Source organism: Synechococcus sp. H60.3 (assembly GCF_047462295.1).
In the GTDB taxonomy this organism is placed as follows: Bacteria; Cyanobacteriota; Cyanobacteriia; order Thermostichales; family Thermostichaceae; genus Thermostichus.
Genome location: NZ_JANSIY010000011.1, coordinates 1 through 25,404, shown reverse-complemented (window position 1 = coordinate 25,404; position 25,404 = coordinate 1). Strand labels below are relative to the sequence as shown.

Genomic DNA, 25,404 nt, shown 5'->3' with positions numbered 1-25,404 from the left:
TGCTACTAGATAATCGCTAGATAATTATATGAGAATATGAGTGGCTAAAGAAGATGCCGGGCATCCCGACAAACCCTGTGACCCTTAGGGAATGGGGTAGAGGTCTAGGGCTGGGCTGTCCTAGCCTGGATAATACAGATCCCTCACCTGTCCAGCAATGGTGAACGACGCTCCCCAACAGCGGCTGTTTCTCGCCCTCCTACCCCCGGCAGACCTGCAGGAGCAAGTGACCGCCATCAAACAACAGTTTGCCGAGCAATTTGCCAGCCGCGCAGCCCTGCGCTCGCCTCCTCACATTACCCTGGTGCCTCCTTTCGAGTGGCCCACTGCCGAGCTGCCAGCCCTGACGGGATCCCTGGGAGAGTTTGCCAAGGAGCAGGCTCCGGTTGCCGTTGAGCTCCGCGGCTTCGGTGCCTTCGCGCCACGGGTTATCTATATCCACGTCGAGCCCTCCCCTGAGCTGCAACAGCTCCAGGCCAAGACACAGCGCCACGTGAATCTGCTGCTTAAGCCAGAGCCAGCCCCTACCCCAGCTCGTCCCTTTGTCCCCCACATGACTGTGGCCTTTCGGGATCTCAGCCCGGCCCAGTTTCGCACCGCCTGGCCACAGTTCAAAACTCGCCCTTTCCAGGGATCCTTTCTCGCCTCCGCTCTCACCCTCCTCAGCCATGACGGCAAGCGCTGGCAAGTTTTTGCCGAATTCTCCCTCTCCGCCTCTGAGGGATTGAGACAGGAAACAACAGCCTACTCAACCCAGTGAGCAGCCATGTATTCAGCCAGATCCAGCACCCGCTGCGAGTAGCCCCACTCGTTGTCGTACCAGGCCATCACCTTCACCAGATCCCCGTCCAGCACACTGGTCATCTCCGCATCCACAATCGCCGAGCAGTCGTGGCCGCGATAGTCGATGGAGACCAAGGGGATATCGGAGTAGGCAATGATCCCTTTCATCGTGGTCTCTGAAGCTTCCTTGAGAGCCGCGTTCACCTCTTCGGCAATCACACGCCGCTCTGTTTGCACCACCAAGTCCACCAGCGACACATTGGGCGTGGGAACCCGTACTGCTACCCCGTTCAGCTTGCCCTTCAGTTCGGGGATCACGAGCGCTACTGCCTTGGCCGCCCCGGTGGTAGTGGGCACCATGCTCAGCGCCGCCGCCCGCGCCCGTCGCAGATCGCGGTGGCCACCATCCAAAATCCGCTGGTCGCCGGTGTAGCTGTGGGTGGTGGTCATCGTAGCCCGCAGGACGCCGAACTTGTCCAGCAGCACCTTGAGGAGCGGGGCAAGGCAGTTGGTGGTGCAACTGGCGTTGCTGACAATGTTGTGCCGCACCGGGTCATAGGTGTGTTGGTTAACGCCATACACAAAGGTAGGGATGTCGCCTCCCTTGGCCGGAGCCGTGATCATCACCTTCTTGGCTCCCGCCTCTATGTGTTTAGAGGCACCCTGGTAGTCTACAAAAACACCTGTGGCCTCAATAACAAGATCCACTTTCCACTCTTTCCAGGGCAGGTTGCTGGGGTTGCGATCGGAAACGGCATGGATGTGCTTGCCGTTAACCAGCAGGCCACCCTCGGTAGCCTCCACTTCCACCCCTTGCAGTGGCCCGAGGATGGAGTCGTACTTGAGCAGATGGGCAGCCGTGCGAGCGTCTGAGGTGTCGTTGATGGCAACAATATCCAAGTTGGACTGGGAGCGCCCCAGCCAACAACGCAAAAAGTTGCGACCGATGCGACCGAATCCGTTGATGGCTACCCTGACCACTGCTCTTAACCTCGCTGCTTGAAATGCTTCGGGAGCTGCTGCTTAGCACATAATACCGCAAGCCCTGGCTATTCTGAAGATAAAATTTGGGATCCCACCGCTTGATTTTTGGCTTCTTTGTAGGAGCGCCAGAACCTTGATTCTAGGGATCCCAGCCTGCCGGCAGGGGTTCTTTTTCCTCAAGCAGGATAGCGCTGCTGCAGCAGGGCCATAGCCGAGGCGACATTTTCCGCCCCCCGTTGTTCCAGGAGATCTGCGAACATGCTGTCGAGCCAAAAGAGGCGCTCGCCGATGATCTGGGTCCAGGCGCGGTAAAGCTTCACCTGGACTTCCAGGGGCAATAGGAGCAGCCCTTCGCTGGAGAGGCGCAGGGTTTGCACCTCGGTTAGGCTCACTGCGGTAAAGGAGCGCCGCCGCCCCGTCAGCAAGGAAAGTTCTCCAAACACGCGCCCAGCATGCAGTGTTGCCAGCCAGTAATCGCCGGGATAGCGCATGTACTGGCGCCGCAGCTCCACGATCCCGCTGAGAACTACGTACAGGTCGCTGCTGGGATCCCCTTCTTGGAAGATTACCTGGCCGGGAGAAAAGCGACTGGGCAGTAGGGCAGCCGTCAATGCCTTCCACTCAGCATCTGCCAAGGACTGAAAGAGCAAGTGGTCGCGAACACGCTCAAACGGATAACGGGTGCTGCTCATCGGGTCAGCGGCTGGAAGTGCTTGGGGCCAGCTCTGTTTCATCCTACCGTCACCCCACGTTTTGGGTAGGAAGGATCCCTGCAAAAGGCTTGGGCGAGAAGGCCATTTTCCAACATGTAGAATTTTTGCCAGCCCTAGCGCCGGCAGAAGTTCTGCCTAGGCAGGCTGTGGGGGTTCCTGAAAAAGCCGAAGAAGCTCGCCAGTCCTTCCCGGGAAGCGGCAAAGATGCATACAAATGGAGAAAGCTCTCTAGGGATCCCAATCGATGCAGCCTGGTTCGATTGTCCGCTGCCGCGAGCGCGAGTGGGTGGTGCTCCCCGCTGATTCCGAAGAAGGGGTAGTGCTGCGGCCCCTTACTGGCACGCCAGAGGACGCGATTTGCCTTCACCGACAACTGATGAACCTCATAGGCGGCACCTTGCCCTTTGAGCGCATCGAGCCGGCCTTCTTCCCGCTGCCCCGCGCCGACCAAGTTGCCGATGCTGCAGCCGCCCATCTCCTCTGGCAGGCAGCGCGCCTTATCTTACGCGAGGGCGCCACTCCCTTCCGCTCGCTGGGGCGCATCTCCATCCGGCCACGAACCTACCAGTTTGTGCCGTTGCTCATGGCGCTGCGCCTTGATCCGGTGCGGCTATTTATTGCCGATGATGTGGGAGTGGGCAAGACCATTGAAGCGCTGCTGATAGCCAGAGAACTTCTGGATCGCGGCGAGATCCGCCGCTTTTGTGTCCTCTGCCCGCCTTACTTGTGCGAGCAGTGGGCCAGGGAGCTGGCGGAAAAGTTTAACCTCGAGCCGGTAGTTATCCGGTCGGGGACGGTAGGGCAACTGGAGCGGCAAACCCCGCCGGGACAAAATCTCTACGAATACTTCCCGGTGCAGGTGGCCAGCATTGATTTTGTTAAAACGGAGCGCAACCGCCCTCAATTTCTGCAGTTTTGTCCTGAGCTGATCATTGCCGACGAAGTGCACGGGGCGGCAGCGGCCAGTTCCGGCAGAGCTCAGCAGGAGCGGCATGCTCTTTTGAGAGCTATTGCCCAAGCGCCCAACCGCCACCTAATCCTGCTGACGGCTACTCCCCACAGCGGCATCCCAGAGGCCTTCCGGTCGTTGCTGGGGCTGCTGCGGCCGGAGTTCGAGGAGTGGGACCTTCAGGATCTCAAGGAGAACCAGCGCATCGAGCTGGCCCGTCACTTTGTCCAGCGCACACGGCGGGACATCAAGGAGACCTGGCAAGAAACCGCCTGCTTCCCAACCCGGGAAGCTGAAGATGAGACCTATGACCTTTCACGCTGCTACCGCGAGCTGTTTGAGCGCACCTATGCCTTCTGCTCGGAGCTGGTGCGCACCGGCCAGCAGATGGAGCAGCGGCGGCGGCGCGTACGCTACTGGGGGGCGCTGGCTCTTTTGCGCTGTGTCATGTCCAGTCCGGCAGCGGCTCTGGCGGCGCTGGCCAATCGCAGCGCAGGCTCTCGGGAAGAAGAGGCTGAGGAGAGCTTTAGCCGCTGGGTGTTCGAGTCGGCACAAGAGCGTACTGACGATGAATTACCGCTGCCAGCTCTTGAAGCTGCAGAGCAAACTCTGCCCGACAGCGACCGCCGCCGGTTGCGGGAGCTTGCCCGTCTGGCCCACCAACTTCACGGCGTAGACCAAGACACCAAGCTGGCGCGGGCCATCGAGCTGGTGAAGCGGCTCCTCGCCGAGGGCTTTCACCCCATTCTCTGGTGCCGCTATGTGGCCACAGCAGGGTATCTTGCCGACCACCTTCGGCAGCACCTGGGATCCGCAACTCAGGTAGCCTGCGTAACCGGCCGCATGGGCGACGAGGAACGGGAGGCCAAGATTGCGGAAATTGCCGTTGACCAGCCACGGGTGCTGGTGGCCACCGACTGCCTCTCGGAAGGGATCAACCTGCAGGAAAAGTTTACAGCCGTCATCCACTACGACCTGCCCTGGAACCCCAACCGGCTGGAACAGCGGGAGGGGCGGGTGGATCGCTATGGCCAACGGGCCGAACGGGTCAAGGTCGTCCGCTTTTTCGGGCGGGATAACCCTGTGGACGGTGCGGTGCTGCAGGTGCTGCTGGACAAGGCGCGGGAAATCCGCCGCACCCTTGGCACCCACGTGCCTGTGCCCGAAGCGAGTGAAAGCGTTACCCAGGCGGTGCTGGAGGCCCTTTTTCTGCGCCAGGGATCCGGCTCAGGGGAGCGCCAGTTGGCGCTGGATCTGGGGATGGCAGAGGTGAGCCAGTTTCACGCCCAGTGGGATCGCTCTGCTGAGCAGGAGCGGCGCAACCGCACCCGTTTTGCCCAGCGATCCCTCAAGCCGGAAGAAGTGCAGCGGGAACTGGAGGCCACAGACGCTGTGCTGGGGGATCCGCAGGCCGTGCAGCAATTTTTTCTAACTGCTGCCCAGCGCCTAGGCCTGGCTGTGATCCCTGACCGGCAGTCTGGAGTCTTCCGGGTCAACCTCAGCCAGGAGGGCACGGCAACCCTGCCGGAGGCCATTCGTTCAGTCCTGCCCCAGCCCAAGGGTGGACAGTGGCGGATTAGCTTCATCTCCCCCACGCCGGAAGGAGCGGAATACGTTGGCCGCAACCACCGCCTCATCGCTGCCCTGGCCCACTTTTTGTTAGAGAAGGCCTTAGATAAGCCTGAAGAGGCCGTCGTCTCCCGCTGCGGGGTCGTTCGGACGCGGGCTGTGGCTGCGCTCACCACCCTCTTGTTGCTGCGGGTACGCTACCTAGTGGAGCAGCCGCTGGCTCAGCCTCTGCTAGCGGAGGAGGTGCTGGTGCTGGGAGGGGTTGGCCTAGAAAGGGGCGAAGCCCGCTGGCTGGAAAGTAGGGCAGCGCTCCAGCTTTTGGCCGCAGCCAAGCCAGATGCCAACCTGCCGCTTGTAGAAAAGCAGGAGTTGGTGCAGCAGGTGCTAGACAGCCTCAGCCCCTGGCCGCCGACTGCAGAAAACTGGGGTCTAGGACACCCCCTTCAGCAAGGGATCCGGGAGGCCATTTTCCAGCGAGCTGGCGAGCTGGCTGAGGCCCACAAGCGCATCCGACAGGCCATCTCCCAGCGCGTGCGCGGGCTGGAGGTTAAGCCGCAGTTTCCCCCCGATCTGCTGGGAATTCTTGTCCTACAACCTCTGCTGTCCAGATGAGCCAATTTCCTGCTGTACGCCTTGAAGGGGGCCTCTTGGGGCCGGACATTCTGGAGCAGCTTTTGGCTGGCGAGCTGTCAGGCCAGAAGCCGAAAGACTTTGGGCTAGAAGACAAGCGCAGCCTGACGGAAGAAATTGCCAGCGTCTTTGCCGAGGCCCGCACCCAGTGGGAAGTTTTCCGCCGCCGGCTGGCCCGTCTGCCGGAAGGGGATCCGGCCACGTCGGTTACCCGCGATGCCTGGGTTATTCCCTTTCTTAGCTTTCTGGGCTACGAGCTGCGCTACAACCCACGGGCCTATGAGCTGGACGGTGCTACCTTTGCCATTTCGCACCGCGCCGGCGAAGCAGAGGATGCCCCGCCGGTGCACATTGTGGGGGTACGCCAGGAGCTGGGGCGGCTGGCTTCCACCGGCAGGCCGCGTCTAGCCCCTCACTCACTGCTGCAGGAGTATCTCAACCGCAGCGAGCACCTCTGGGGCATCGTCACCAACGGGCTGACCCTCCGTCTATTGCGGGACAGCACCTTTGTGCGCCGGCAGGCCTATGTGGAGTTTGACCTGCAGCAGATCCTAGAGGAGCAGCGCTTTAACGACTTTGCCATCCTGTTTCGCCTGCTGCACCGCAGCCGTTTGCCCCAAAAGGCAGAGCAGGCGCGGGAGTGTTGGCTGGAGAAGTACTACCAGCAGGCTCTGGAACAGGGGGGGCGAGTCCGCGAGCGGCTGCGGGATGGGGTGGAAGAGTGCCTCAAGGGCCTGGCCAAGGGTTTTCTTGCCCATCCCAAAAACTCCCACCTGCGGGAGCGGCTGGCTTCTCCAGGATCGAACTGCCTTACCCCGGAGGAGTTCTACCGGCAACTGCTGCGGCTGGTCTACCGCTTTTTGTTTCTCTTAGTCTCGGAGGAGCGGGGGCTAATTAGCGCCAGCCCCCTCTACCGGGATCACTACGGCGTGAGTCGGCTGCGGCGACTTTTGGAGCGGCGCAGCGCTTTTACGGAGCATGAGGATCTCTGGTGCAGCCTGCGGGTGCTCTGGCGAGTGCTTTCCCAGGAGGAGCTGGCAGAGCATCTAGGGGCTGCACCTCTCAACGGCGAGTTGTTTGCCCCTTTGGAGCTGGATGGGTGCAGCCTGAGCAACCGGGATCTGCTGCAGGCCTTCTGGCACCTGGCCTACTACCAAGAGAACGCGACCTCGCCACCGCGCCGGGTCAACTACGCCGCTTTGGACGTAGAGGAGCTGGGATCCGTCTACGAAAGCCTGCTCGACTACCGGCCCCAGATTGACACCTCAGGCAGTGTGCCCTGCTTTGACTTAGGCTACGGCTCCGAGCGCAAAAGTACCGGCTCCTACTACACCCCGCCGGAGCTGGTGGCAGAACTTGTCCGCTCGGCCCTGGAGCCAGTGCTGCAGGAGCGGCTGAAGTCTGCAGCCGGCCGTGAGGAAAAGGAACGGGCCATCCTATCGCTGCGGGTTCTGGATCCCGCCTGTGGCTCTGGGCATTTTCTCTTGGCGGCTGCCCGACATCTGGGCAAGGAGCTGGCCAAGGTTCGCACCGGCGAAGAGGAGCCCGCCCCCGAGACTGTGCGCGAGGCCATCCGCGACGTGGTGGCCCACTGCCTCTACGGCGTGGACAAAAACCCCTTGGCGGTAGAACTCTGCCGCGTGGCCCTCTGGCTGGAGGCCCATTGCGCCGGCAAACCGCTTACCTTCCTCGATCACCGCATCAAGTGTGGCGACTCGCTGGTGGGGGTGCTGGATCTAAAGGTTCTGGAAAAGGGCCTTCCTGATGCTGCTTTCGAGCCGGTAAGTGCCGACTCCAGGGAGGCTGCCCGCTCTCTGAAGGGGCGAAATCGCGCCGAGCGCAAGGATTTGGAAACAGGCCAGCTTTCTCTGCCGCTTGAGGCCGACCAGGTGGTGGCCCAGCTCAGCCAGGAGCGGCAGCAGCTCGAAGCTATCCAGGACGACTCGCCAGCCAATGTACGCCGCAAGCAGGAGCTCTACACCCGCTACTGTCAAAACCCAGAACACCAGAAACTGACAGAAGCCTGCAACCTTTGGACGGCGGCCTTTTTCCAGCGCTTGACCTCGGACTTCTCGGCGGCCATTACCACGAAAGCGGTCAGCGAGCGGCTGGAAAATCGAGCCAACTCCCGCGCTCTGGCCACCGCCGTAGCCCTGGCTTGCGAACAGCGCTTCTTCCACTGGCCACTGGAGTTCCCGGAGGTGTTTCACCTTCCCCCCTCGCCCGGAGAAGGGGGCTGGGGGAGTGAGGGCGGCTTCGATGTTATCCTCGGCAACCCACCCTGGGAACGCATCAAGTTGCAGGAAGAAGAGTTCTTTGCCAGCCGCGATACCGCCATCGCCCGTGCGGCTAACGCAGCGACGCGCAGGCGGCTAATTGCAGCACTCGCCAACACCAACCCCACCCTCTGGCAAGACTATCAGCGCGCCTTGCACGCTGCCGAAAGCACCAGCCGCTTCCTGCGTGGCAGTGGGCTATATCCCCATACCGGTCGCGGCGACATCAACACCTACTCTGTGTTTGCCGAGCGCGTCCGCGCCCTGCTCAACCCTCGCGGGCGGGCCGGCATCATCGTGCCAACCGGCATCGCCACCGACGCCACCAACCAATTCTTCTTCGCCGACCTGGTGGAAAAGGGGCAACTGGTCAGCCTGTTTGATTTTGAAAACCGCGACAAACTCTTTCCAGCAGTAGATAGTCGTATGAAATTCTGCCTGCTCACCATCTGCAGGAGAAGCACGTCGGTGAGCCCCCCTACCTTCAGCTTCTTTGCAACTCGCACCGAACACCTGCGCGACCCACGCCGTGTATTCACCCTAACCGCCGACGACATTGCCCGTATCAATCCCAACACCCGCACCCTGCCCGTCTTCCGCACCCGTCAGGATGCCGAGCTGACAAAGGCTATCTACCAGCGCGTGCCGGTGCTAGTGAATGAAAACTCTCCCCCCTCTCCCCTTGTGGGAGAGGGGCCGGGGGTGAGGGCCAACCCCTGGGGTGTGCGCTTTCTACGCATGTTCGATATGTCCAACGACTCCGGCCTCTTCCGCACTCGCGCGGAGCTGGAGGCGAAGGGGTATCGGCTGGTGGGGAATGTGTTTGTGCCCTCACCCCCTAACCCCCTCTCCCGCACTGCAGGAGAGGGGGGATGGCCCTCATCCCCGGATTCCTTCTCCCACCCAGCAGGAGAAGGGGAGTACAAATTGCCTGAAGCCAGCCGGGAACTGATTGCCAGAGCACGGCAGTTACGCCGCGAGGCGACTACCGCCGAACGCTTGCTATGGGAATTTTTGCGTGACCGTCGGCTGTTAGGCCGGAAGTTCCGTCGTCAACACCCGATTGGACAATTCATCGCCGACTTTTTCTGTGACGACGCCCGTCTAATCATCGAGATAGATGGGGGCGTGCACCGCGAACCCACTCAGCAGGAACGCGACCGTTTGCGGGAGGAAATCCTGCGCAAACATGGCTTTGCCGTTCTGCGCTTTACCAATGACCAGGTATTGGACCAGACGGAACAAGTCCTCCGAGAAATTGCCGACTATGTCGCTACTCATTCCTACGAGCATCCAACCCCTCACCCCCCAACCCCCTCTCCCCAAGCTTCGGGAGAGGAGGATCAAGGGGGAGAGGGACTCTACCTCCCCCTCTACGAAGCCAAAATGCTCTGGCACTACGACCACCGCTACGGCACGTATGAGGGAGTGGATTCGCGTTCTAGCACCCAACTACCTACCCCTGACGCAGCACAGCACGCCGACCCGCACTTCGTCGTCCAGCCCTGGTACTGGGTGCCGGCAGAAGAAGTTGAAGCTCGGCTGGGCAATTGGCGGCGGGAGTGGTTACTGGGGTTTCGCGATGTAGCACGCTCCACTGACGAGCGCACTGCTATCTTCAGTCTGCTGCCAAGGGTAGGGGTGGGGAATAATTTGCCAATACTTCTATTCTCTGATAAAGAGTAACTTGCTTGCCTCTTGTCTGGTAGCGAATCTCAATGCCCTGGTATTCGACTATGTGACACGCCAGAAAATTGCAGGTGTGCACATGAACTTTTTCTTTGTTAGCCAACTCCCCGTCCTCCCGCCGAGTGCCTACACCCCTGCCGACCTCGCCTTCATCGTGCCGCGGGTGTTGGAATTGACCTACACCGCCTGGGACATGAAGCCCTTCGCGGACGATGTCTGGAACGAAGCCATCCGCCTTGGCGAGACGGAGTGCTTTGAGGCGCTGCGAGCGGTGGTTGGCCCTCACCCCCCAACCCCCTCTCCGAAAGCTTGGGGAGAGCGGGATCAAGGGGGAGAGGGTATCCCCTGCCCACCTTTCCGCTGGGATGAAGACCGCCGCGCTGTGCTCCGCGCCGAGCTGGACGCCTACTACGCCCGGCTCTACGGCCTCACCCGCAAGCAACTGCGCTACATTCTCGACCCTGCCGACCTGACCGAGCGTGAGCTAGAAAACATCCTCGATCCCTGGGAAGAGGTGGAAGATCCTCTCGATCCGGCGGGGTATGCCAGACGTGTGGCTGCCAGCACCTTCCCCGGCGAGACCTTCCGCGTGCTCAAGGAAAAAGAAATGCGGCAATTTGGCGAATACCGCACCCGCCGCTTGGTGCTGGAGGCATGGGAGCGGCTGGCGCACCGCTAAATCTAGGCATAGGATCCGCATAAGACTGCGTTCTTATACACAAGCGGATCCCCATACGCACCAAGTCGCTCTGGACGATGAACTCATCAAGTGGGCCCGCCAGGTAACCGGCTTCAAGACCAAGCGCAAGGTGATTCACAAAGCGCTGCGCACCCTAGCTCAACTCCACAAGCAGGCTGGGATCCGCAACTTACGCGGCAAGCAAGTTGAAATGGGAGGGAGATTTGCACGAGCAACACTTGTGTGCCAATGACTATCTCTAGATTGCGCTCTGGATCAAGCTCTCATCTTGATGGCGACTTGACTCCAGCAGAAGTCTCTCCCCCAGAGGGACTGGAGGTGAGGAAAATACTTGCTGCACTTCCAGACTGGGTTTAGGTTGGCTAGGAGGGCCCTGTGGAGTAGCTTTGATGTCCACGATCTTTGATCTCCACGCCGCTGTCCTGGCCGACTATCGCGATTTTGTCCGCTCGTTTTTTCTGGTTGCCGACCCACGGGCGCAAGCCTTTGTAGACCAAGCGCTAGAAGAAGGGATCCACCTCTGGCCAGAGCCGCTTGTCCAGCTCAGCCCCTCTTACAAGGACGGCTCAACCGTTGACGAGTTGGCTGCAGCCGGACGGATTGCCCAAGAAACAGCCCACATCTTCCGCTTTGAGGATAGCAGGCCGTTTCGCCTCTACCGCCACCAGGAGGAGGCCATCACCAAGGCCCTAGCCGGAGAAAGTTTCGTGGTAACCAGTGGCACCGGCTCCGGCAAGAGCCTCTGCTACTTCCTGCCCATCCTCGACAACTGGATCCGCCAGAAGGGATCCGAGCACCAGGTGACGGCCCTGGTGGTCTATCCCATGAATGCCCTGGTGAACTCCCAATACCAGTCTTTGCAAGACCTGCGCGAACGCTACGAGCGCCGCTATGGTCGCCCTTTCCCCCTGCGCTTTGCCAAATACACCGGGGAAACTGCCGAAAGCGATCGGGAAGAGCTGCGGCGGAAGCCGCCCCAGATTCTGCTTACCAACTACATGATGGCGGAGCTGCTGTTGGTTCGCCCTGAGGATCAGCGCTTCTTAAGTCCTGGTGGACTGCGCTTTTTGGTCTTTGACGAGCTACACACCTACCGCGGTCGACAGGGGGCGGATGTGGCCATGCTGGTGCGACGCCTCAAGGAGCGCTGCGCCGCCCAAAACCTTGTCCACATCGGCACCAGCGCCACCATGATCTCCCGGCCAGAAGCCACCGCCCAGGAGCGCCGCCAGATTGTGGCCGACTTTGCCAGCCGCTTCTTTGGCTATCCCTTCAGAGCGGAGCACGTTATCGAGGAAACCTTGGATCCCTTTAGTGAGGGTGACTCTCCTAGTGCAGCGGAGCTAAAAAGCGCCCTCGACTCTCCCCCTCCCGCCGACCTGGCCACCCTGCGCCGCCACCCCCTGACGCGCTGGCTGGAGTACGAACTGGGCCTGGAGCCCACGCCCGATGGCGGCTTCAGGCGCCGCCTGCCCAGGGAGCTTTCTGAGGTCGCCGCCCAACTGGCCAAGCAGGTTGACAGGGATCCCCAGTTCTGCGCTGAGTCTCTGCGCCAGTTCCTCGCCCACGCCAGCAACCTCAAAGACGGCAACAGGGGGGTGGCCTTCAAGTTGCACCAATTTATCTCCCAGGGCCGCACCCTCTACGCCACTCTGGAGAGCCGGGAAAAGCGGCAATTTTCCCTGGAGGGGCAGATGCAGGCCGGTGAGGGCAAGCTCTTTTTCCCTGTCAAGTTCTGCCGCCAGTGCGGGCAGGACTACTACCATGTCCTCAAGTCCGGGGATCGCTTTGTGCCCTATCCCCTCGGGGAAGAGGTGGAGGAAAGCGAAGAGCAGCAAGCTGGCTACCTGAGTCTGGATCCCCTGGAGGGGGAGTGGTCGCAGGAACAGATCCCGGAAGATTGGTACACCCCTGAAGGCCGGCTCAAGCCCCATTGGAGAAGGCGCGTCCCCCAAGCGGTCTGGGTCCGCCCGGACGGCTCCTTTTCCGAGGTGCCCCAGGCAGGAACCCAGAAGCTGTGGTGGCAGCCCCAGCCCTTTTCTCTCTGCCTAGCTTGCGGCGAGTACTACAGTGGACGGGAGCGGGAGTTTGCCAAGCTGGCTTCCCTTTCTAGCGAAGGCCGCTCCAGCGCCACCACCATTCTGGCCACTTCTCTGCTGCGCCATGCTGCTCAAACGGGGGCAGCCCAGGACAAGCTGCTTACCTTTACCGACAACCGTCAGGATGCCTCCCTGCAGGCCGGCCACTTCAACGACTTTGTCCACGTGGCCCTCTTGCGGGCCTCGCTCTACGCTGCCCTTCTTAAAAAGCAAGAGCTGGGCTTTGCAGAAGTGGCCCCAGAGGTGGTGCAGGCTGCCGGCCTCACCCTTGCCGATATTGCCCAAAACCCCTTGCTGGATCCCCAGTCGCCGGCTGCCCAAGAGGTCTGGCGGACTTTTACGGAGCTAACCGAATACCGCCTCTACGAGGATCTGCGGCGCGGCTGGCGGGTTACCCACCCCAACCTGGAACAGGTGGGCTTGTTGAAAATTGAATACCGCGGCCTCAAGGAGCTTTGCCAGAGCTCGGCCCTGGCCCCCCTCAATCCCTGGTTTGTCCAGGCCAGCGTCGAGGAGCGGGAACGCCTGCTGCGGGCTCTGCTGGATCAGTTTCGGCGCAAACTGGCCATCGATGTGCCTGTGCTCAGAACCGAGTTCCAGAGAAACTTGCGCCGACGCGCCGAGCAACACCTCAACGAGTTTTGGGGCCTAGAAGAGTACGACGAGCTGCGGACGGCTACCTGCTTTGTCCGCCAAAGCCGCAACGGACAAGACGGGACAACTTTCAGCCTAGGCCCCCGCAGCGCCATCGGACGCTTTCTTGCCAAGCGCCTTGAGCTAACCCGGGAAACCTACGACCAGCTTTTGGGATCCCTGCTTTCTCTTCTAGTCAGCTACGACCTGCTGCGGCGGGAGAATGGCCAGGAAGCCTACCAGCTCAACGCTGGCTGTCTGCGCTGGTGCCTGGGCGATGGCTCGCCGCCGCCTGCGGATCCCTTGTACTCCCGCCGCGCTCAGCAGGAGGGCTACGCTTCCGCCCCTCGCCCCGTCAATCTCTTCTTCCAGCGCCTGTATCGGAGCGGGGCAGCAGGGCTGGGATCCCTGGAGGCCAGAGAGCACACGGCCCAGGTGGTTCGAGCGGGAGAGCGGGAGTGGCGAGAAAAGCGCTTTCGCGGGGAAGACCAAGCTCGCCGCCTTCCCTACTTGGTCTGCTCGCCAACCCTGGAGCTGGGGGTCGATATTGCCGATTTGGATCTGGTGCATCTGCGCAACGTGCCGCCCACTCCGGCCAACTACGCCCAGCGCAGCGGTCGGGCAGGTCGCCAGGGGCAGGCGGGGCTCATCCTCAGCTACTGCGGCGCCTTCAACAGCCACGACCAGTACTACTTCCGCCGCCGCGCCGAGATGGTGGCCGGTCGTGTCCGCCCTCCCCGCCTGGACTTAACCAACGAGGCGCTACTGCGGGCTCACATCCACGCCGTTTGGCTGGCCCAGGTACGCCTGCCCCTGGGTAACTCCATGGAAAGAGTTCTCGATTTGGATCGCGAGGGGCTGCCCCTGCGGGAAGAGGTGGCTGCCCAAATCCAGCTAGGGGAAGCGGCCCGGCAAGAGGTGATGGAGCGGGTGGAGGCGCTCTTGGCCGCCGATCGAGAGGTTTTGGATCAGAGCGGCTGGTTTAGCCGCCGCTGGCTCCAGCAGGTCATCGAAGAGGCGCCCCAGGCTTTTGACCGAGCTTTCGACCGCTGGCGAGAACTCTATCGGGCTGCCACCCAGCAGTTGGAAGCCGCTAACCGCCAGCTCCAGACGACTCGCGAAAAGAAAGACCAGCAGGAAGCCGAGCGCCGCCAGCGGGAAGCCCTGCGCCAGCGGAATCTGCTGCTCCAAATCGACACCCAGCGGGAGGAAAGCGACTTCTACCCCTACCGCTACTTGGCCAGCGAAGGCTTTCTGCCCGGCTACAACTTTCCGGCCCTACCCGTGCGGGCCTGGGTGCCCCGCGGCGGCGAGGGGGAGTTCATCGCCCGGCCCCGCTTTTTGGCCATCCGCGAGTTTGCTCCCCACAACTTCCTCTACCACGAAGGCTGCCAGTGGGAAGCGGTGGCGTTCCAGGCGCCGCCCGGAGGTCTGGAGGAGCGCAAAAGTAGCCACAAGCTCTGTTTTAGCTGTGGGGCCTTTGCCGATCCCTCCCTCGATCGCTGTCCAGTCTGCGGCACCCCGTTCGATGGGCAAAATAGCCTCTTGACCCAGCTTCTGGAAATGCCCAATGTGCGCATGCGGCGACGGGATCGCATCACGGCTGACGAAGAGGAGCGGCGGCGACAGGGCTACGAGCTGCAGACCTTCTTCCAGTTTGCTCCCGAAAGCTCTGGCTACCGCGTCCAAGAAGCTGATGTGCTGAGCGGACAAACCCCCCTGCTGCAGTTGCGCTATGCCCCGGCAGCTACCCTGCTGCGCATCAACCACGGCTGGCGGGGAAGTGGAGGGCGGGGTTTCTCGGTCAACTTTGAAAATGGGGAAGTCCCCTCGCGAGCTCAGCTTGAGCGGAGCAGGGCGGGCTTGTCCAACCCAGCCTCCTTCCAGTCCATCCGCCTGGCGGTGCGCAGTACCCACAACCTGCTGCTGGTGCGCCTGGCGCAGCCCGGCTTAGGGGATCCCCAACCTTTAGAAACCAGCCTGCGCTACGCCCTCAAGCGGGGGATCGAAGAGGCCTTTGAGCTAGAAGAGACGGAGCTGGCCGCCGAGTCCATTGGCCAGGGATCCCATCGGGCCCTGCTGTTTTACGAGACGGCAGAAGGGGGAGCCGGCGTCCTACAGCGGTTGGTGGAGGAGCCGGAGGCCATGGCGGAGGTGGCGCGAGCAGCCCTGGAGATCTGCCACTTCCAGCTCTCAGAAGCCGGGATCCAAGACCTGCGGCCTGAGTGCCGCGCCGCCTGCTACGAGTGCCTGCTCAGCTACGCCAACCAACGGGAGGCGCTGGAGCTCGACCGATACAAGATTCGGGATCTTCTGGGCAAGCTGGCCCACAGCCGCACCGAGCTGCGTCCCCTGGGCCGCTCCCGCCAAGAGCAGCTGGAGTGGCTGCGCCAGCTCATCGACCCTCGCTCGCACCTGGAGCGCCGCTTTCTGGAGTTGCTGGCCGAAGAAGGCTACCGCCTTCCCGACGACGCCCAGAAGGCCATCCCTGATCCCCGCTGCGTGGTCGACTTCTTCTACGAGCCCAACGTCTGTGTTTTCTGCGATGGCGCAGTGCATGACGAGCCCGACCAGGCTGCCCAGGATCGCCAAGTGCGCTCCCAGCTTTTGGGACAAGGCTACCGGGTAATTGCCCTGCGCTACGACCAAGACCTGCAGGAGCAACTGGCCCGCTACCCAGAGGTGTTTGGCAAGGGCAACTAATCCTGCTGGTGGGAAAACAGGTAGGCACCCACCAGGGCCAGAAGGGTTGCCAACCCCGCCAGCACCGCCACTGTGTACCAGGGGAACTGGGCAGGGGGCTGGTAGGCGGCTGCCCGCATGCCGATGCTGGCGTAGGAAAGGGGCAGGCAATAGACCAGCACCTGTAGGTAGCCTGGCAACTGGCTGGGATCAAAAAAAGTGGCCCCCAGAAAGGACATGGGCGTAATCAAAAAGTTGGTGAGCACGCCCACACTCTCCAAGCTGGGCACCTTTAAGCCGGCGATTACCCCGATGCCGGCAAAGACAGCGCAATCCAAAAGCAGCACCAACAGCGCCAGGGGATGGAGGAGGCCCCAGGCTCCTGTCCCCAGCACCCCCACCGCCAACACTCCCAAGGCCGTGAGCAGGCCGCGGGCAATGCCCGCCAACACCTTGCCCAAATGCAGCGCCAGCGGATGCACCGGCAAGAGCAGCAGCTCCTCAAAGCTCTTGGTAAACAGCCGCGATCCACAAATGGAGAAAGTAGTGCCGGCAAAGCTAATCGTCATAGCCGAAAGAGCCACCATCCCCGGCAAAATAAAGCGTAAATAGGAACCTGCCGCCGTCGATCCGCCTACGTCAGCCAGGGCCTCGGCCCGCAGGGATCCGCCCAGCCCCACCCCCAAAGCAACGATGTAGATGAGGGGGGCCACCAGCCCCGAAGCCACCACCTGCCAGACCCGCCCGCGCAGATCCAGCCAGTCGCGCCAGAAGATGGTTAAACTGTCTTCCCAGATTTGCCGATAGGGCATCACCATAGGTTTTCCTCGCTCTTTACGGGTTTGGGGCTTGCCCACTGGGATCCGCAGTGGGAAACGGCTTGCTGTCACTACTAATAGCCGTAGTAGTTGGAGCGCCACCAGGCCACCGGCAGCGCCAGCGCCTTGCTCAGGGTGGACACATAGGCCCGAGTGCGAAACACCTGGTAGTGGTTGCGCTCGATGGCGTTGAGGATCTGCCGGTAGAGCATCAAAGAAGCGGCCACCGGCCAGCGGGAGTCCGGCTGCAGGGTAGGGATCCCTCGTTCCGCTTGGGCATAGAGCTCTCGAGCTCGCCGGATCTCGTAGTCCATCAGGGCCATCCAGCGCTCGTCGATGACATAGTTAAACAAATCCCGCTCTGAGTAGTTGAAGCGGCGCAAGTCCTCCAGAGGCAAATAGATCCGCCCGCGGCGGGCATCTTCCCCCACATCGCGCAAGATGTTGGTCAGTTGCATGGCAATCCCCAGGGCCACCGCCTCCTCGCGGCCATCCCGACCCGGCACAAACCCCATGATCTCCGAGCACATCAGACCCACCACCCCGGCCACCCGGTAGCAGTAAACCCGCAGGTCTTCCCAGGTGGCGTAGCGCCGGGTGTCCAGATCCATGCTTTGCCCCCGTAACATCTCGCGGAAGGGCTCAATCGAGAGGCGGTAGGTGTGGATGGTGTGGATCAAGGCCAGGTCGGTGGGGGCTTGCGGCTCCCCCCCCTGGAACAAGGACTCCAGATGGGATCCCCACTGCTCCAGCTTGCTGCGGGTGACTTCCACCGCCGTCTGGCTGGCCTCCAGCCCATCCAGCAACTCATCGGTCTGCCGCAGCCAAGCATAGATGGCCCAGATGGCCCGCCGCTTGGGTCGAGGCAAGAGCAGGGATCCCAGATAAAACGTCTTGGCGTGCTTGGCCGTGATCTGGCGGCAGAGGGCAAAAGATTGCTCCAGCGGACTCATCGGGCTCATCTCCAGGGGCGCGGGGCCAGATGGGGACAGCGAGGGCACATCTCAACACTACGGGAAAGCGGACAGGCTGGATAGCCCCGACAGTCAGGTTGCTCCAAATGAGGCGATCAAACCCCTGCGGTTGCCAACCTTGAGAGCGCAGCCGCCGGGGAGGGGATCCCTTTGCTGATGGCCTCGGCTGCCCACTTGCCGGAGAGGATGGCCCCCTCCATGCTGCCCAGGAAGGGTTGCAGGGTGTAGCTGCCCGCCAAGAAAAAGTTGGGGATGGGAGTGACCTGAGTGGGACGGTATTGCTGCCGGCCCGGTGTGGCCTTATAGACCGAGCGCGGCGTTTTCACCACCACCCATTTGCGCACCCGCGCCGGGTTGGGGCCGGTGAGGTGCTGGGGAAAGAGTTTTTGGAGCTCCTCCAGCGTGGCGGCGAAGATCTCCTCGTCGCTGCGGTCGATCCACTCGGCAGCCGGGGCCAGCACCAGCTCCAGCATCGAGCGCTCTGGATCCGCATAGCCGCGGCAGGTGTTGCTCATGTCGGCATACACGCTCAAGAGCGGCGAGCGAGAAAACAGCGAGTGGTCGATGTGAGTAATCTTGCGGTCAAACCAAATCTGCAGGCTGATCACCGGCACCCCTTCCAGCTCGCGCAGTTGCTGAAAATAGGGCAGTTCCCACCACCGGGCCGGCAGCAGCTCTTTGAGTGCATCCACCGAAAGGGCTGAGACGTAGGCGTCGGCGGTGACCTGAAGCGGCCCGGCAGGGGTGAGAAAGCGAAAGCCCGCTACACTGCCGTCGGGGTTGAGGTCGATGGCCTGCAGCGCCGCATTCAAATGCACCTGGCCGCCGCGGGCTACGATGGAGTCCACCATCGGCTGACAGAGCCGCTCCGGCGGGGCGCCATCCAGGTAGGCGATCTTCGAGCCGTCCTTTTGGCGCAAAAAGCGGTTCAGGGCCGTCAGGGGCACCATGGCCGAGATCTCGTCTGGGTTGATGAAGGCCAACGCCTTGGAGACGGCGATAAAAATATCCGTGTTGACCCGCTCGTCAATGCCCTGCCGGCGCAGCCATTCTAAGAGGCTGTAGCGATCCATCTGCTCCACGTAGCGCTGGCCCCGCACCATGGCCGGCACTAGGCCCAGGGCAAATTTCACCTTTTCGCTCCAGGTGAGCATGTCGTTGTTGCGCAGGATGCCGACAATGGCGTTGAAGGGAGCGGGAATGTCCGGCAGGTCAAAGCGGGAGTAGGTGCCCGGCTTGTCCGGCTGGTTGAAGATCAAACTGTGTTCCTTCCACTGCAGGCGATCGGAGATGCCCAGCTCCCGGAACAGTTGCAAGGTGTTGGGGTAGGCGCCGAAAAAGTTGTGCAAACCCGTCTCAATCCAGTCACCGTCGGCATCCTTCCAGGCGGCCACCAGCCCCCCCAGCACATCCCGCCGCTCAAACAGCAGCGGCTGATGCCCGGCATCACATAGATACTTGGCACAGGCCAGCCCCGCCAGCCCTCCTCCAGCAATGGCTACACGCATGATGATGACAATGAGCAACATTATCTATTCTATTTGCAAACCGTTACAATCGCTCCAGCCACTGGCGGTGGGGAGAAAACCCGGAGAGCACTTGTTTCCCGCCGGGATCCGATCCCTGGTAGGATACGGGAGAAAAAAGCGATTCTCTTGGTTCCAGGGGGAGGGACGACGATGGCCAAACAAACACTGGGATCCCTGCTGTCATCCGGCTTTGATCTGACCGGCAAGCGTGTGCTGGTGCGCGCCGATTTCAACGTCCCTCTGGATCCCCAGGGCAACATTACCGACGACACCCGCATCCGCGCCTCGCTGCCCACCATCCAAGCTCTGGCCCAGGCGGGGGCCAAGGTTATCCTCACCAGCCACCTGGGCCGCCCCATCAAAAAAGACAAAGAGACTGGCGCCCTCCAGATCACCCGCGAGGGCAATAGCCTCGCCCCTGTGGCTGTCCGCCTTTCCCAGCTCTTGGGCCAGCCGGTGGCCTTTGCCCCCGACTGCATTGGCCCTGAGGCGGAAGCCGTGGTCAGCCGCCTGGAAAACGGACAGGTGGCCCTCTTGGAAAACGTTCGCTTTTACCCGGAAGAGGAAGCCAACGACCCGGAATTTGCCCGCAAGCTGGCCTCGCTGGCCGACTTGTTTGTCAACGATGCCTTTGGCAGCGCCCACCGCGCCCACGCCTCCACCGCCGGCGTCACCGCCTACCTCCAGCCTGCCGTGGCCGGCTACCTGGTGGAAAAGGAGCTGCAGTTTCTCTCCGGCGCCATCGAGAACCCCCAGCGACCTCTGGCGGCCATCATCGGCGGCTCCAAAGTCTCTACTAAGATTGGCGTCATTGAGCGGCTGCTGGAAAAAGTGGACAAGCTCCTGCTGGGCGGCGGCATGATCTTCACCTTCTACCAAGCCCAAGGGATCCCAACCGGCAAGTCTTTGGTGGAAACCGACAAGCTGGAGCTGGCCCGCTCCCTGATGGAGAAGGCCAAAGCGCGGGGCGTGGAGCTACTGCTACCCGTGGATGTGGTGGTGGCCGATAAGTTTGACAAAGACGCCAACGCCCAGACGGTTTCCATCCACCAGATCCCCGATGATTGGATGGGCTTGGACATCGGCCCCGAATCGGTCAAAGCCTTCCAGGCTGCCCTGCAGGGGTGCCAAACCGTAGTCTGGAACGGGCCGATGGGTGTGTTTGAGTTCGACCGCTTTGCTGTGGGTACAGAAGCCATTGCCCGCACCCTGGCCGACCTCACCCAGGCCGGAGCCATCACCATCATTGGCGGCGGCGACTCGGTGGCGGCTGTGGAAAAAGTTGGCCTAGCGGACAAGATGACCCACATCTCCACAGGCGGCGGCGCCAGCCTGGAGCTGCTGGAGGGCAAAGAGCTGCCTGGTATTGCCGCCCTCAGCGAAGCGTAGTGTAGGTTCCTGCTTGGCTCATCCAACCCAAAAGCAGCAAAAAAGTAGGGGCTGAGTTCAGCCCCTCTTTTGCTCTACTCGGCTCAGATGGCCGCAGCAATGGCGAGATCGGATCCGGCTTAGTGCATCACCACTTTAACGTTGGCGTTGTTCAAGCCAGGACGCTTCACCTCGGCCAAGGTCTTGTTGACGGCGTACTTCTGGTTGATGGAGTTGATCAACTCGGTTTGGTTGTGCTTCTTGGCCACGCCCCACAGATCGGCGATCAGGTCGTAGGAACCATCGGGGTTCTTGGACCAGCCCAGATCGTAGTCGCCCTCCAACTGGGCCACAATGTCGGCACGAACACGCTGACCGTTGTAGCCACGCACATCGGCGTTCAGCTTAACGGTGTAGCCGAGATCGCGCAGGGAGTTAACCAGGATCTGGCCATCGGTGATCTTGGTGCGCAAGGTGCTAAAATGAGACATGGTGTTTCTCTCCTTTGTGTAGGGGTTGGAACATCAACAGAAACAATGGGCAACTTCTAGCGGGGAAGGGTTAGGTTTAGCCATCTCTGCCTCTGCCAAGGCACTTTTGGCCTTTCGCCTCCTGCTAGAACTCCAGCCGCTGGTACTCGGCTACAGAGGCTGCTGCAGGCCGAGCCCGCTGCTGGGCCCATTCCCTCAACGCTACCACTTGCTCCGTCATGGTGCGAGATAGCGGTTGAGTTGCTTTCGTTGCTGCCAAAATGTCCAGTTGCGTAAATTCACGGTTCTGGGCAAACGCTTCGTACATGGCAGCAATCAAAACTTGTTCGATCTCCGCGCCGGAGAAGCCCTCGCAGGCTGCTGCTAGCTGACGCAGATCAAAGCGGCTAATATCCCGCCGCCGCTTCTTCAAGTGGATCCGGAAGATCTCCATGCGCTCGTTAATGTTGGGCAGATCCACGAAGAAAATCTCGTCAAAACGGCCCTTGCGCAGGAATTCACCCGGCAGGCGATCCACGCGGTTGGCCGTGGCCATGACAAACACCGGCGAGCGCTTCTCCTGCATCCAGGTGAGGAAGGAGCCAAAGATGCGGCTGGAGGTGCCGCCGTCGGAGTCACTGGAGCCTGCCGAGCCGGCGAAGGCTTTGTCCAGCTCGTCGATAAAGAGGATGGCCGGTGCCAGCGATTCGGCGGTGCGCAGAGCGCTGCGCAGGTTAGCCTCTGACTTGCCGACCATAGAGCCATCGTAGACCCGGCCCATATCCAGGCGCAGCAGCGGCAGGCCCCAGAGGCGGGCGGTGGTCTTGGCGATCAAGGACTTACCACAGCCAGGTACGCCCAGAATCAGGAGTCCCTTGGGCTGGGGCAAGCCGTAGGCACGGGCCCGCTCGGTGAAGGCCTCAGATCGCTGCAGCAGCCAACGCTTCAATTCCTCCAGACCGCCAACCGCGTCGATCGTCTCATCTTCTTCGATGAACTCAAGGATGCCGTTGCGCCGGATCAGTTGCTTTTTCTCAGAGAGAACGATATCGACCTCCGCCTCGCTGAGGCGACCGTGCATCACCACCGCCTTACGGTAAACTTTTTCCGCCTCGTCCTGCGTTAGGCCCAGGGCCGCTTTGACCAGCTTTTCCCGCGTCTCAGGGCTCAGGGATCCGCCGCGGGGAAGCTGCTCCAACTGGCGGTTGAGGGTGCGCTCCAGGGCGGCCATGTCTGGCAGGGGGAAGTCGACTACGCAAATGTCTTTTTCCAGCTCGACGGGAATCACCTGCACCGGCGACATGAGCAAGATGGTTTTGTGGGATCCCTTCAAGCTGGCGATGGCATCGCGCAGCCAGCGTTTGACTTCGGTGTTGTCCAAAAAGTCGTGCAGATCTTTGAAGACGCAGATGGCGGGATCTTTTTGCTCCATCACCCATTGAATAGCCGGCTGGGGAGATTGGGTGTTGTGCTGGGTGAGGCTGCGGGGGTTGCCGTATTCGACAATGCCGTGGGTAACCGTCCAGATAAACAGGCGCCGCTGCGGCTTGAGAGTGCGAGCGATCGCTGCCAAAGCTGCCTCCGCCCGTTCTTCCTCTGGGGTGACCAGGTAGAGCAGTGGGTATTGAGCTTGGATGAGAATGCTGAGCTCTTGCATGGGAAACACCAACTGCGCGGAGGAAAATCTGAACGAAACCGACAGAAAGAAGGGGAAACGGCGTCTAGAGTTTGCCTGTCTTCAAGGTATCTGAGATATCCTGGCTTGCTCCTTGTTAACTCTTGTTCTAAACCCCTCCTGTCTGCTCAAGTTCGCAAAGAGGCATACCTTTGAAATAGCGCAAAGAAACAGCGCAAAAAGCCTTAGCAGGGCACCAGCTCGTCTTGTCGTTGCTCTTCGGAGCCCGAGGCCGCTCCCCAGTATTCCGGCTCCACCTCTTCGAGGATGGCTTCAGAGGCGGACTGCTGGTGAAGCGAAACCACCTCTCCATTACGGATGACAAACGGATGGCTGCACTCAGGACAGCGGTGGACGCGGTAGGCGCTGCCTTGCACCCCTTCGATGACCTCCGGGTGCAGTAGGTAGAAGGTAAGGGCCTTCTCTGCTACTGCCGACATCGGCTCTCGCTCCACGGCAGCCCGAATCTTCAGATTCCGGTGCAGGTCAGGTGAGAGATACAACGTCACCTTTTGCTTGGCCTCTGCGCCTTCCACAACCTCTGGCCGCTGACTCATGGCTAACCGTTTCTCGTTATATGCCGGACTTGCGCCCCATGATAGCTAGTCTGCCGCCTTGACGGCAAGTTTTTAATAATCTGTAACGTTTTCCCGGAAATTGCTCAGGCTTGCGGAGATCCCTTGCTGGCGGAGTAGGCTAAGTAGGAGACTCAGAGCGGAACGAGCAGTCCCCATGGAACGCCTGATCAACACCTTCAGCAAAAATTTCTCCACCTGGAGCCGTCGGTTTCTGGTGCAGGCCGGCGACGGTTTGGCCAGCCTGAAAGACACGGCTCTAGATAACGGCAATCTGCTCCTCTGCAAAGCCCGCATCGCCCTTGCGGATGCCAGCTTCACCACCCTGCGGGCGTTTGGGTCTCGCTTCGGTTCTGGTCGCTAGCTGCCTAAATCTTGCAGCCGGTAGAGGTGGGCGTAGAGCCCGTTGCGGGCCATGAGCTCGGCGTGGGATCCCTGTTCTTTCAGTTCCCCTCGCTGCAGAACTAAGATGCGATCCACATTGCGGATGGTGGAAAGGCGATGGGCAATGATGAGGGCGGTGCGATCCCGCAGCAGAGTTTCCAGGGCGGATTGGATCAGGGCCTCCGTGCCCACATCCAGGCTGGCGGTGGCCTCGTCCAAGACCAAGATTTTCGGATCCCGCCACAGGGCCCGCACAAAGCTAATGAGCTGTTTTTGGCCGCTGGAGAGGTTGCTGCCCCGCTCTCGCACGGGGGTGGCGTAACCCTGGGGCAGCTCGCGGATGAGCTCGTGCAGGTGAAGTTGGCGGGCCACCCGCTCTACTGCCGCCAGATCCCCTGCCTCTCCCAGGGTGATGTTTTGTTGGATATCTCCAGAGAACAAGAATCCATCCTGCAGGATCACGCCCAGGTGGCGGTGCAGCTCGGCCTGGGGCAGATCGCGAATGTCCACGCCGTCGATGCGGATGCAGCCGCGAGTTACCTCGTAAAGGCGGCAAAGTAGGCGGATGATGGAGCTTTTACCGGCGCCGGTGGGCCCCACCAGGGCGACCTTTTCGCCGGGGCGGATGGTGAAGCTGAGGTCTTTGAGCACCCACTCGCCAGGGTTGTAGGCAAACCAGACCTGCTCGAACTGCACCTCCCCTTTGGCCGTTGGGGGCAGGTGGCGCGGCTGGACGGGATCCTGGATGGCGACGGGCAGGCTGAGGATGTGGTCGATGCGTTCCACGGCGGTGAACCCCGCCTGCAGGGCGGTGAACTTTTCCGCCAACTGGCGCAGGGGGTTGAAAAAGCGCTGGGAAAAGAGAATGAAGGCGTAGAGGCTGCCGAAGGTGAGGGGTTCTCGGGGTAAAGGCAGGGATCCCCCTCCGGCTGCCAGCACCTGCTGTCCGCCCACCCACAGGAGAGCGGCCACTGCCAGCCAGGCAACCCACTCCAAAACGGCGGAAAGGGCAGCGTCGTAGAGGATGGTCTGATCCACTTCTTGGATGTAGCGCCGGTTGATGGTTTGAAAAATCTCGCTGTTGAGCCGCTCCCGCCGAAACAGTTGCACCACGGCAATGCCCAAGACGTTTTCCTGGATCCAGGCGTTGAGCTTGGAGAGCTCTTCCCGCACGCGGAAGTTGGCATCGCGAAAGCGGCGCTGCAGCTCGACAACTACAGCGCTGGCCGGCAGGACAATGAGGATCAGCAGCAGGCCCAGATCCCAGCGCTGGCTGAGCATCACCACTGCGATCACCGCCAGGGTAAAGAGGTCGCTGACGATGCCGACCGCGCCGGTGGAAAACACATCCCCCAGAGCTTCTACATCGCTGGTGATGCGGGTAATCAACTTGCCCACCGGGGTGCGATCGAAAAATTGGGCCGGCAGGGCCAGCACGTGGGCAAAGAGATCGTTGCGGATGTCGCGGGTCATCAACTGCCCCAGCTTCTGGCTGGTATACCCTTCCAAGGCTTGAAAAAGCCAGCGGGCCAGCAGGGTGAGGATCAACAGGCCCGCGTAGGGCCAGAGGCCGGCGAGGATCCCACTGTTGCCTTGGGCGAGCGCTTGGGCGATGGGGCCGTCCAGGGCTCGCTGCAGGATCAAGGGCTGCACCGCATCGGCTAGGGCCAGGGGCGGCAAAAAGGCCAAGGCGGCCAACAACAGCTTCAGGTGCCGCCGGGCATAGGGCCAGAGCAGCCGCAGCAACCGCCAATCGCTGCGGGGATCCCTGTGGGAATCAGCAGCAGGAGGAAAGGTGGCAAGGCTCACTGACTCACACCCAAAGACGATGAAGGCAACTGATCTACTCTAAGCTCTCTCCCTGAAGAGGGTGGGCCCTCACCCCCGTCCCCTCTCCCAAAGGG

Annotated in this window: 17 protein-coding genes; 8 read left to right on the top strand and 9 right to left on the bottom strand. The window is 61.3% G+C overall.

The features are described from left to right. Window positions 1–157 precede the first annotated feature (157 nt). Window positions 158–760 carry a 2'-5' RNA ligase family protein gene (locus NW841_RS02490; protein WP_414368512.1) on the top strand — a complete coding sequence of 201 codons (603 nt, stop codon included), beginning with the start codon at window positions 158–160 and terminating at the stop codon, window positions 758–760. On the opposite strand, the gene gap is transcribed toward NW841_RS02490, so the two are convergent. Both gap and NW841_RS02480 read right to left on the bottom strand, forming a co-directional pair. Then, entirely contained in the window at window positions 745–1,764 is a 1,020-nt protein-coding gene (gene gap, locus NW841_RS02485) for a type I glyceraldehyde-3-phosphate dehydrogenase (RefSeq protein ID WP_414364424.1), read from the bottom strand. The two genes, NW841_RS02490 and gap, sit on opposite strands and share 16 nt — an antisense overlap. A gap of 179 nt (window positions 1,765–1,943) precedes the next feature. After that, on the bottom strand, window positions 1,944–2,459 hold the full coding sequence (locus tag NW841_RS02480; protein WP_414334241.1) for a Crp/Fnr family transcriptional regulator: 516 nt from the start codon (window positions 2,457–2,459) through the stop codon (window positions 1,944–1,946). Between the two features lie 265 nt (window positions 2,460–2,724). Here NW841_RS02480 and NW841_RS02475 point away from each other — a divergent pair, with 265 nt between their 5' ends. The 5 genes from NW841_RS02475 (at window position 2,725) to NW841_RS02455 (ending at window position 15,728) form a co-directional block, all read left to right on the top strand. After that, window positions 2,725–5,610 carry a helicase-related protein gene (locus NW841_RS02475; protein WP_414385204.1) on the top strand — a complete coding sequence of 962 codons (2,886 nt, stop codon included), beginning with the start codon at window positions 2,725–2,727 and terminating at the stop codon, window positions 5,608–5,610. Further along, entirely contained in the window at window positions 5,607–9,590 is a 3,984-nt protein-coding gene (locus NW841_RS02470) for a DUF559 domain-containing protein (protein ID WP_414385202.1), read from the top strand. Before NW841_RS02475 ends, NW841_RS02470 begins: the two co-directional genes overlap by 4 nt. 82 nt (window positions 9,591–9,672) lie before the next feature. Further along, window positions 9,673–10,272 carry a hypothetical protein gene (locus tag NW841_RS02465; protein ID WP_414385199.1) on the top strand — a complete coding sequence of 200 codons (600 nt, stop codon included), beginning with the start codon at window positions 9,673–9,675 and terminating at the stop codon, window positions 10,270–10,272. After that, entirely contained in the window at window positions 10,211–10,525 is a 315-nt protein-coding gene (locus NW841_RS02460) for a type II toxin-antitoxin system VapB family antitoxin (protein WP_414371717.1), read from the top strand. The genes NW841_RS02465 and NW841_RS02460 overlap by 62 nt, the downstream gene beginning before the upstream one ends. Window positions 10,526–10,682: 157 nt before the next feature. Then, a complete protein-coding gene (locus NW841_RS02455) occupies window positions 10,683–15,728 on the top strand; it encodes a DEAD/DEAH box helicase (RefSeq protein WP_414385197.1) in 5,046 nt (1,681 codons plus the stop codon). Here NW841_RS02455 and NW841_RS02450 read toward each other — a convergent pair. From NW841_RS02450 to pds, 3 genes are all read right to left on the bottom strand, one after another. Beyond that, window positions 15,725–16,525 carry an ABC transporter permease gene (locus NW841_RS02450; protein ID WP_414385196.1) on the bottom strand — a complete coding sequence of 267 codons (801 nt, stop codon included), beginning with the start codon at window positions 16,523–16,525 and terminating at the stop codon, window positions 15,725–15,727. The two genes, NW841_RS02455 and NW841_RS02450, sit on opposite strands and share 4 nt — an antisense overlap. A 74-nt stretch (window positions 16,526–16,599) precedes the next feature. Further along, entirely contained in the window at window positions 16,600–17,478 is an 879-nt protein-coding gene (locus tag NW841_RS02445) for a phytoene synthase (RefSeq protein ID WP_414334895.1), read from the bottom strand. 116 nt (window positions 17,479–17,594) lie between these two features. After that, a complete protein-coding gene (pds, locus tag NW841_RS02440; protein WP_414385210.1) occupies window positions 17,595–19,007 on the bottom strand; it encodes a 15-cis-phytoene desaturase in 1,413 nt (470 codons plus the stop codon). 171 nt (window positions 19,008–19,178) lie between these two features. Here pds and NW841_RS02435 point away from each other — a divergent pair, with 171 nt between their 5' ends. Further along, the gene (locus NW841_RS02435; protein WP_414385193.1) at window positions 19,179–20,417 is read left to right on the top strand and encodes a phosphoglycerate kinase; all 1,239 of its coding nucleotides are present in this window, start codon (window positions 19,179–19,181) and stop codon (window positions 20,415–20,417) included. A 119-nt stretch (window positions 20,418–20,536) separates the two neighbouring features. Here NW841_RS02435 and NW841_RS02430 read toward each other — a convergent pair whose 3' ends face one another. The 3 genes from NW841_RS02430 to NW841_RS02420 form a co-directional block, all read right to left on the bottom strand. After that, window positions 20,537–20,887, bottom strand: coding sequence for a DUF1257 domain-containing protein (locus NW841_RS02430; RefSeq protein WP_011429224.1), 351 nt, complete (start codon window positions 20,885–20,887; stop codon window positions 20,537–20,539). 124 nt (window positions 20,888–21,011) lie between these two features. After that, window positions 21,012–22,523, bottom strand: a complete 1,512-nt coding sequence (locus NW841_RS02425) for an AAA family ATPase (protein ID WP_414366568.1) — start codon at window positions 22,521–22,523, stop codon at window positions 21,012–21,014. Between the two features lie 203 nt (window positions 22,524–22,726). Further along, entirely contained in the window at window positions 22,727–23,098 is a 372-nt protein-coding gene (locus tag NW841_RS02420; RefSeq protein WP_414366567.1) for a hypothetical protein, read from the bottom strand. 175 nt (window positions 23,099–23,273) lie between these two features. Here NW841_RS02420 and NW841_RS02415 point away from each other — a divergent pair, with 175 nt between their 5' ends. Next, window positions 23,274–23,480 carry a hypothetical protein gene (locus NW841_RS02415; RefSeq protein ID WP_414366566.1) on the top strand — a complete coding sequence of 69 codons (207 nt, stop codon included), beginning with the start codon at window positions 23,274–23,276 and terminating at the stop codon, window positions 23,478–23,480. On the opposite strand, the gene NW841_RS02410 is transcribed toward NW841_RS02415, so the two are convergent. After that, on the bottom strand, window positions 23,477–25,309 hold the full coding sequence (locus tag NW841_RS02410) for an ABC transporter ATP-binding protein (RefSeq protein WP_414366565.1): 1,833 nt from the start codon (window positions 25,307–25,309) through the stop codon (window positions 23,477–23,479). The two genes, NW841_RS02415 and NW841_RS02410, sit on opposite strands and share 4 nt — an antisense overlap. Between the last annotated feature and the right edge of the window lie 95 nt (window positions 25,310–25,404).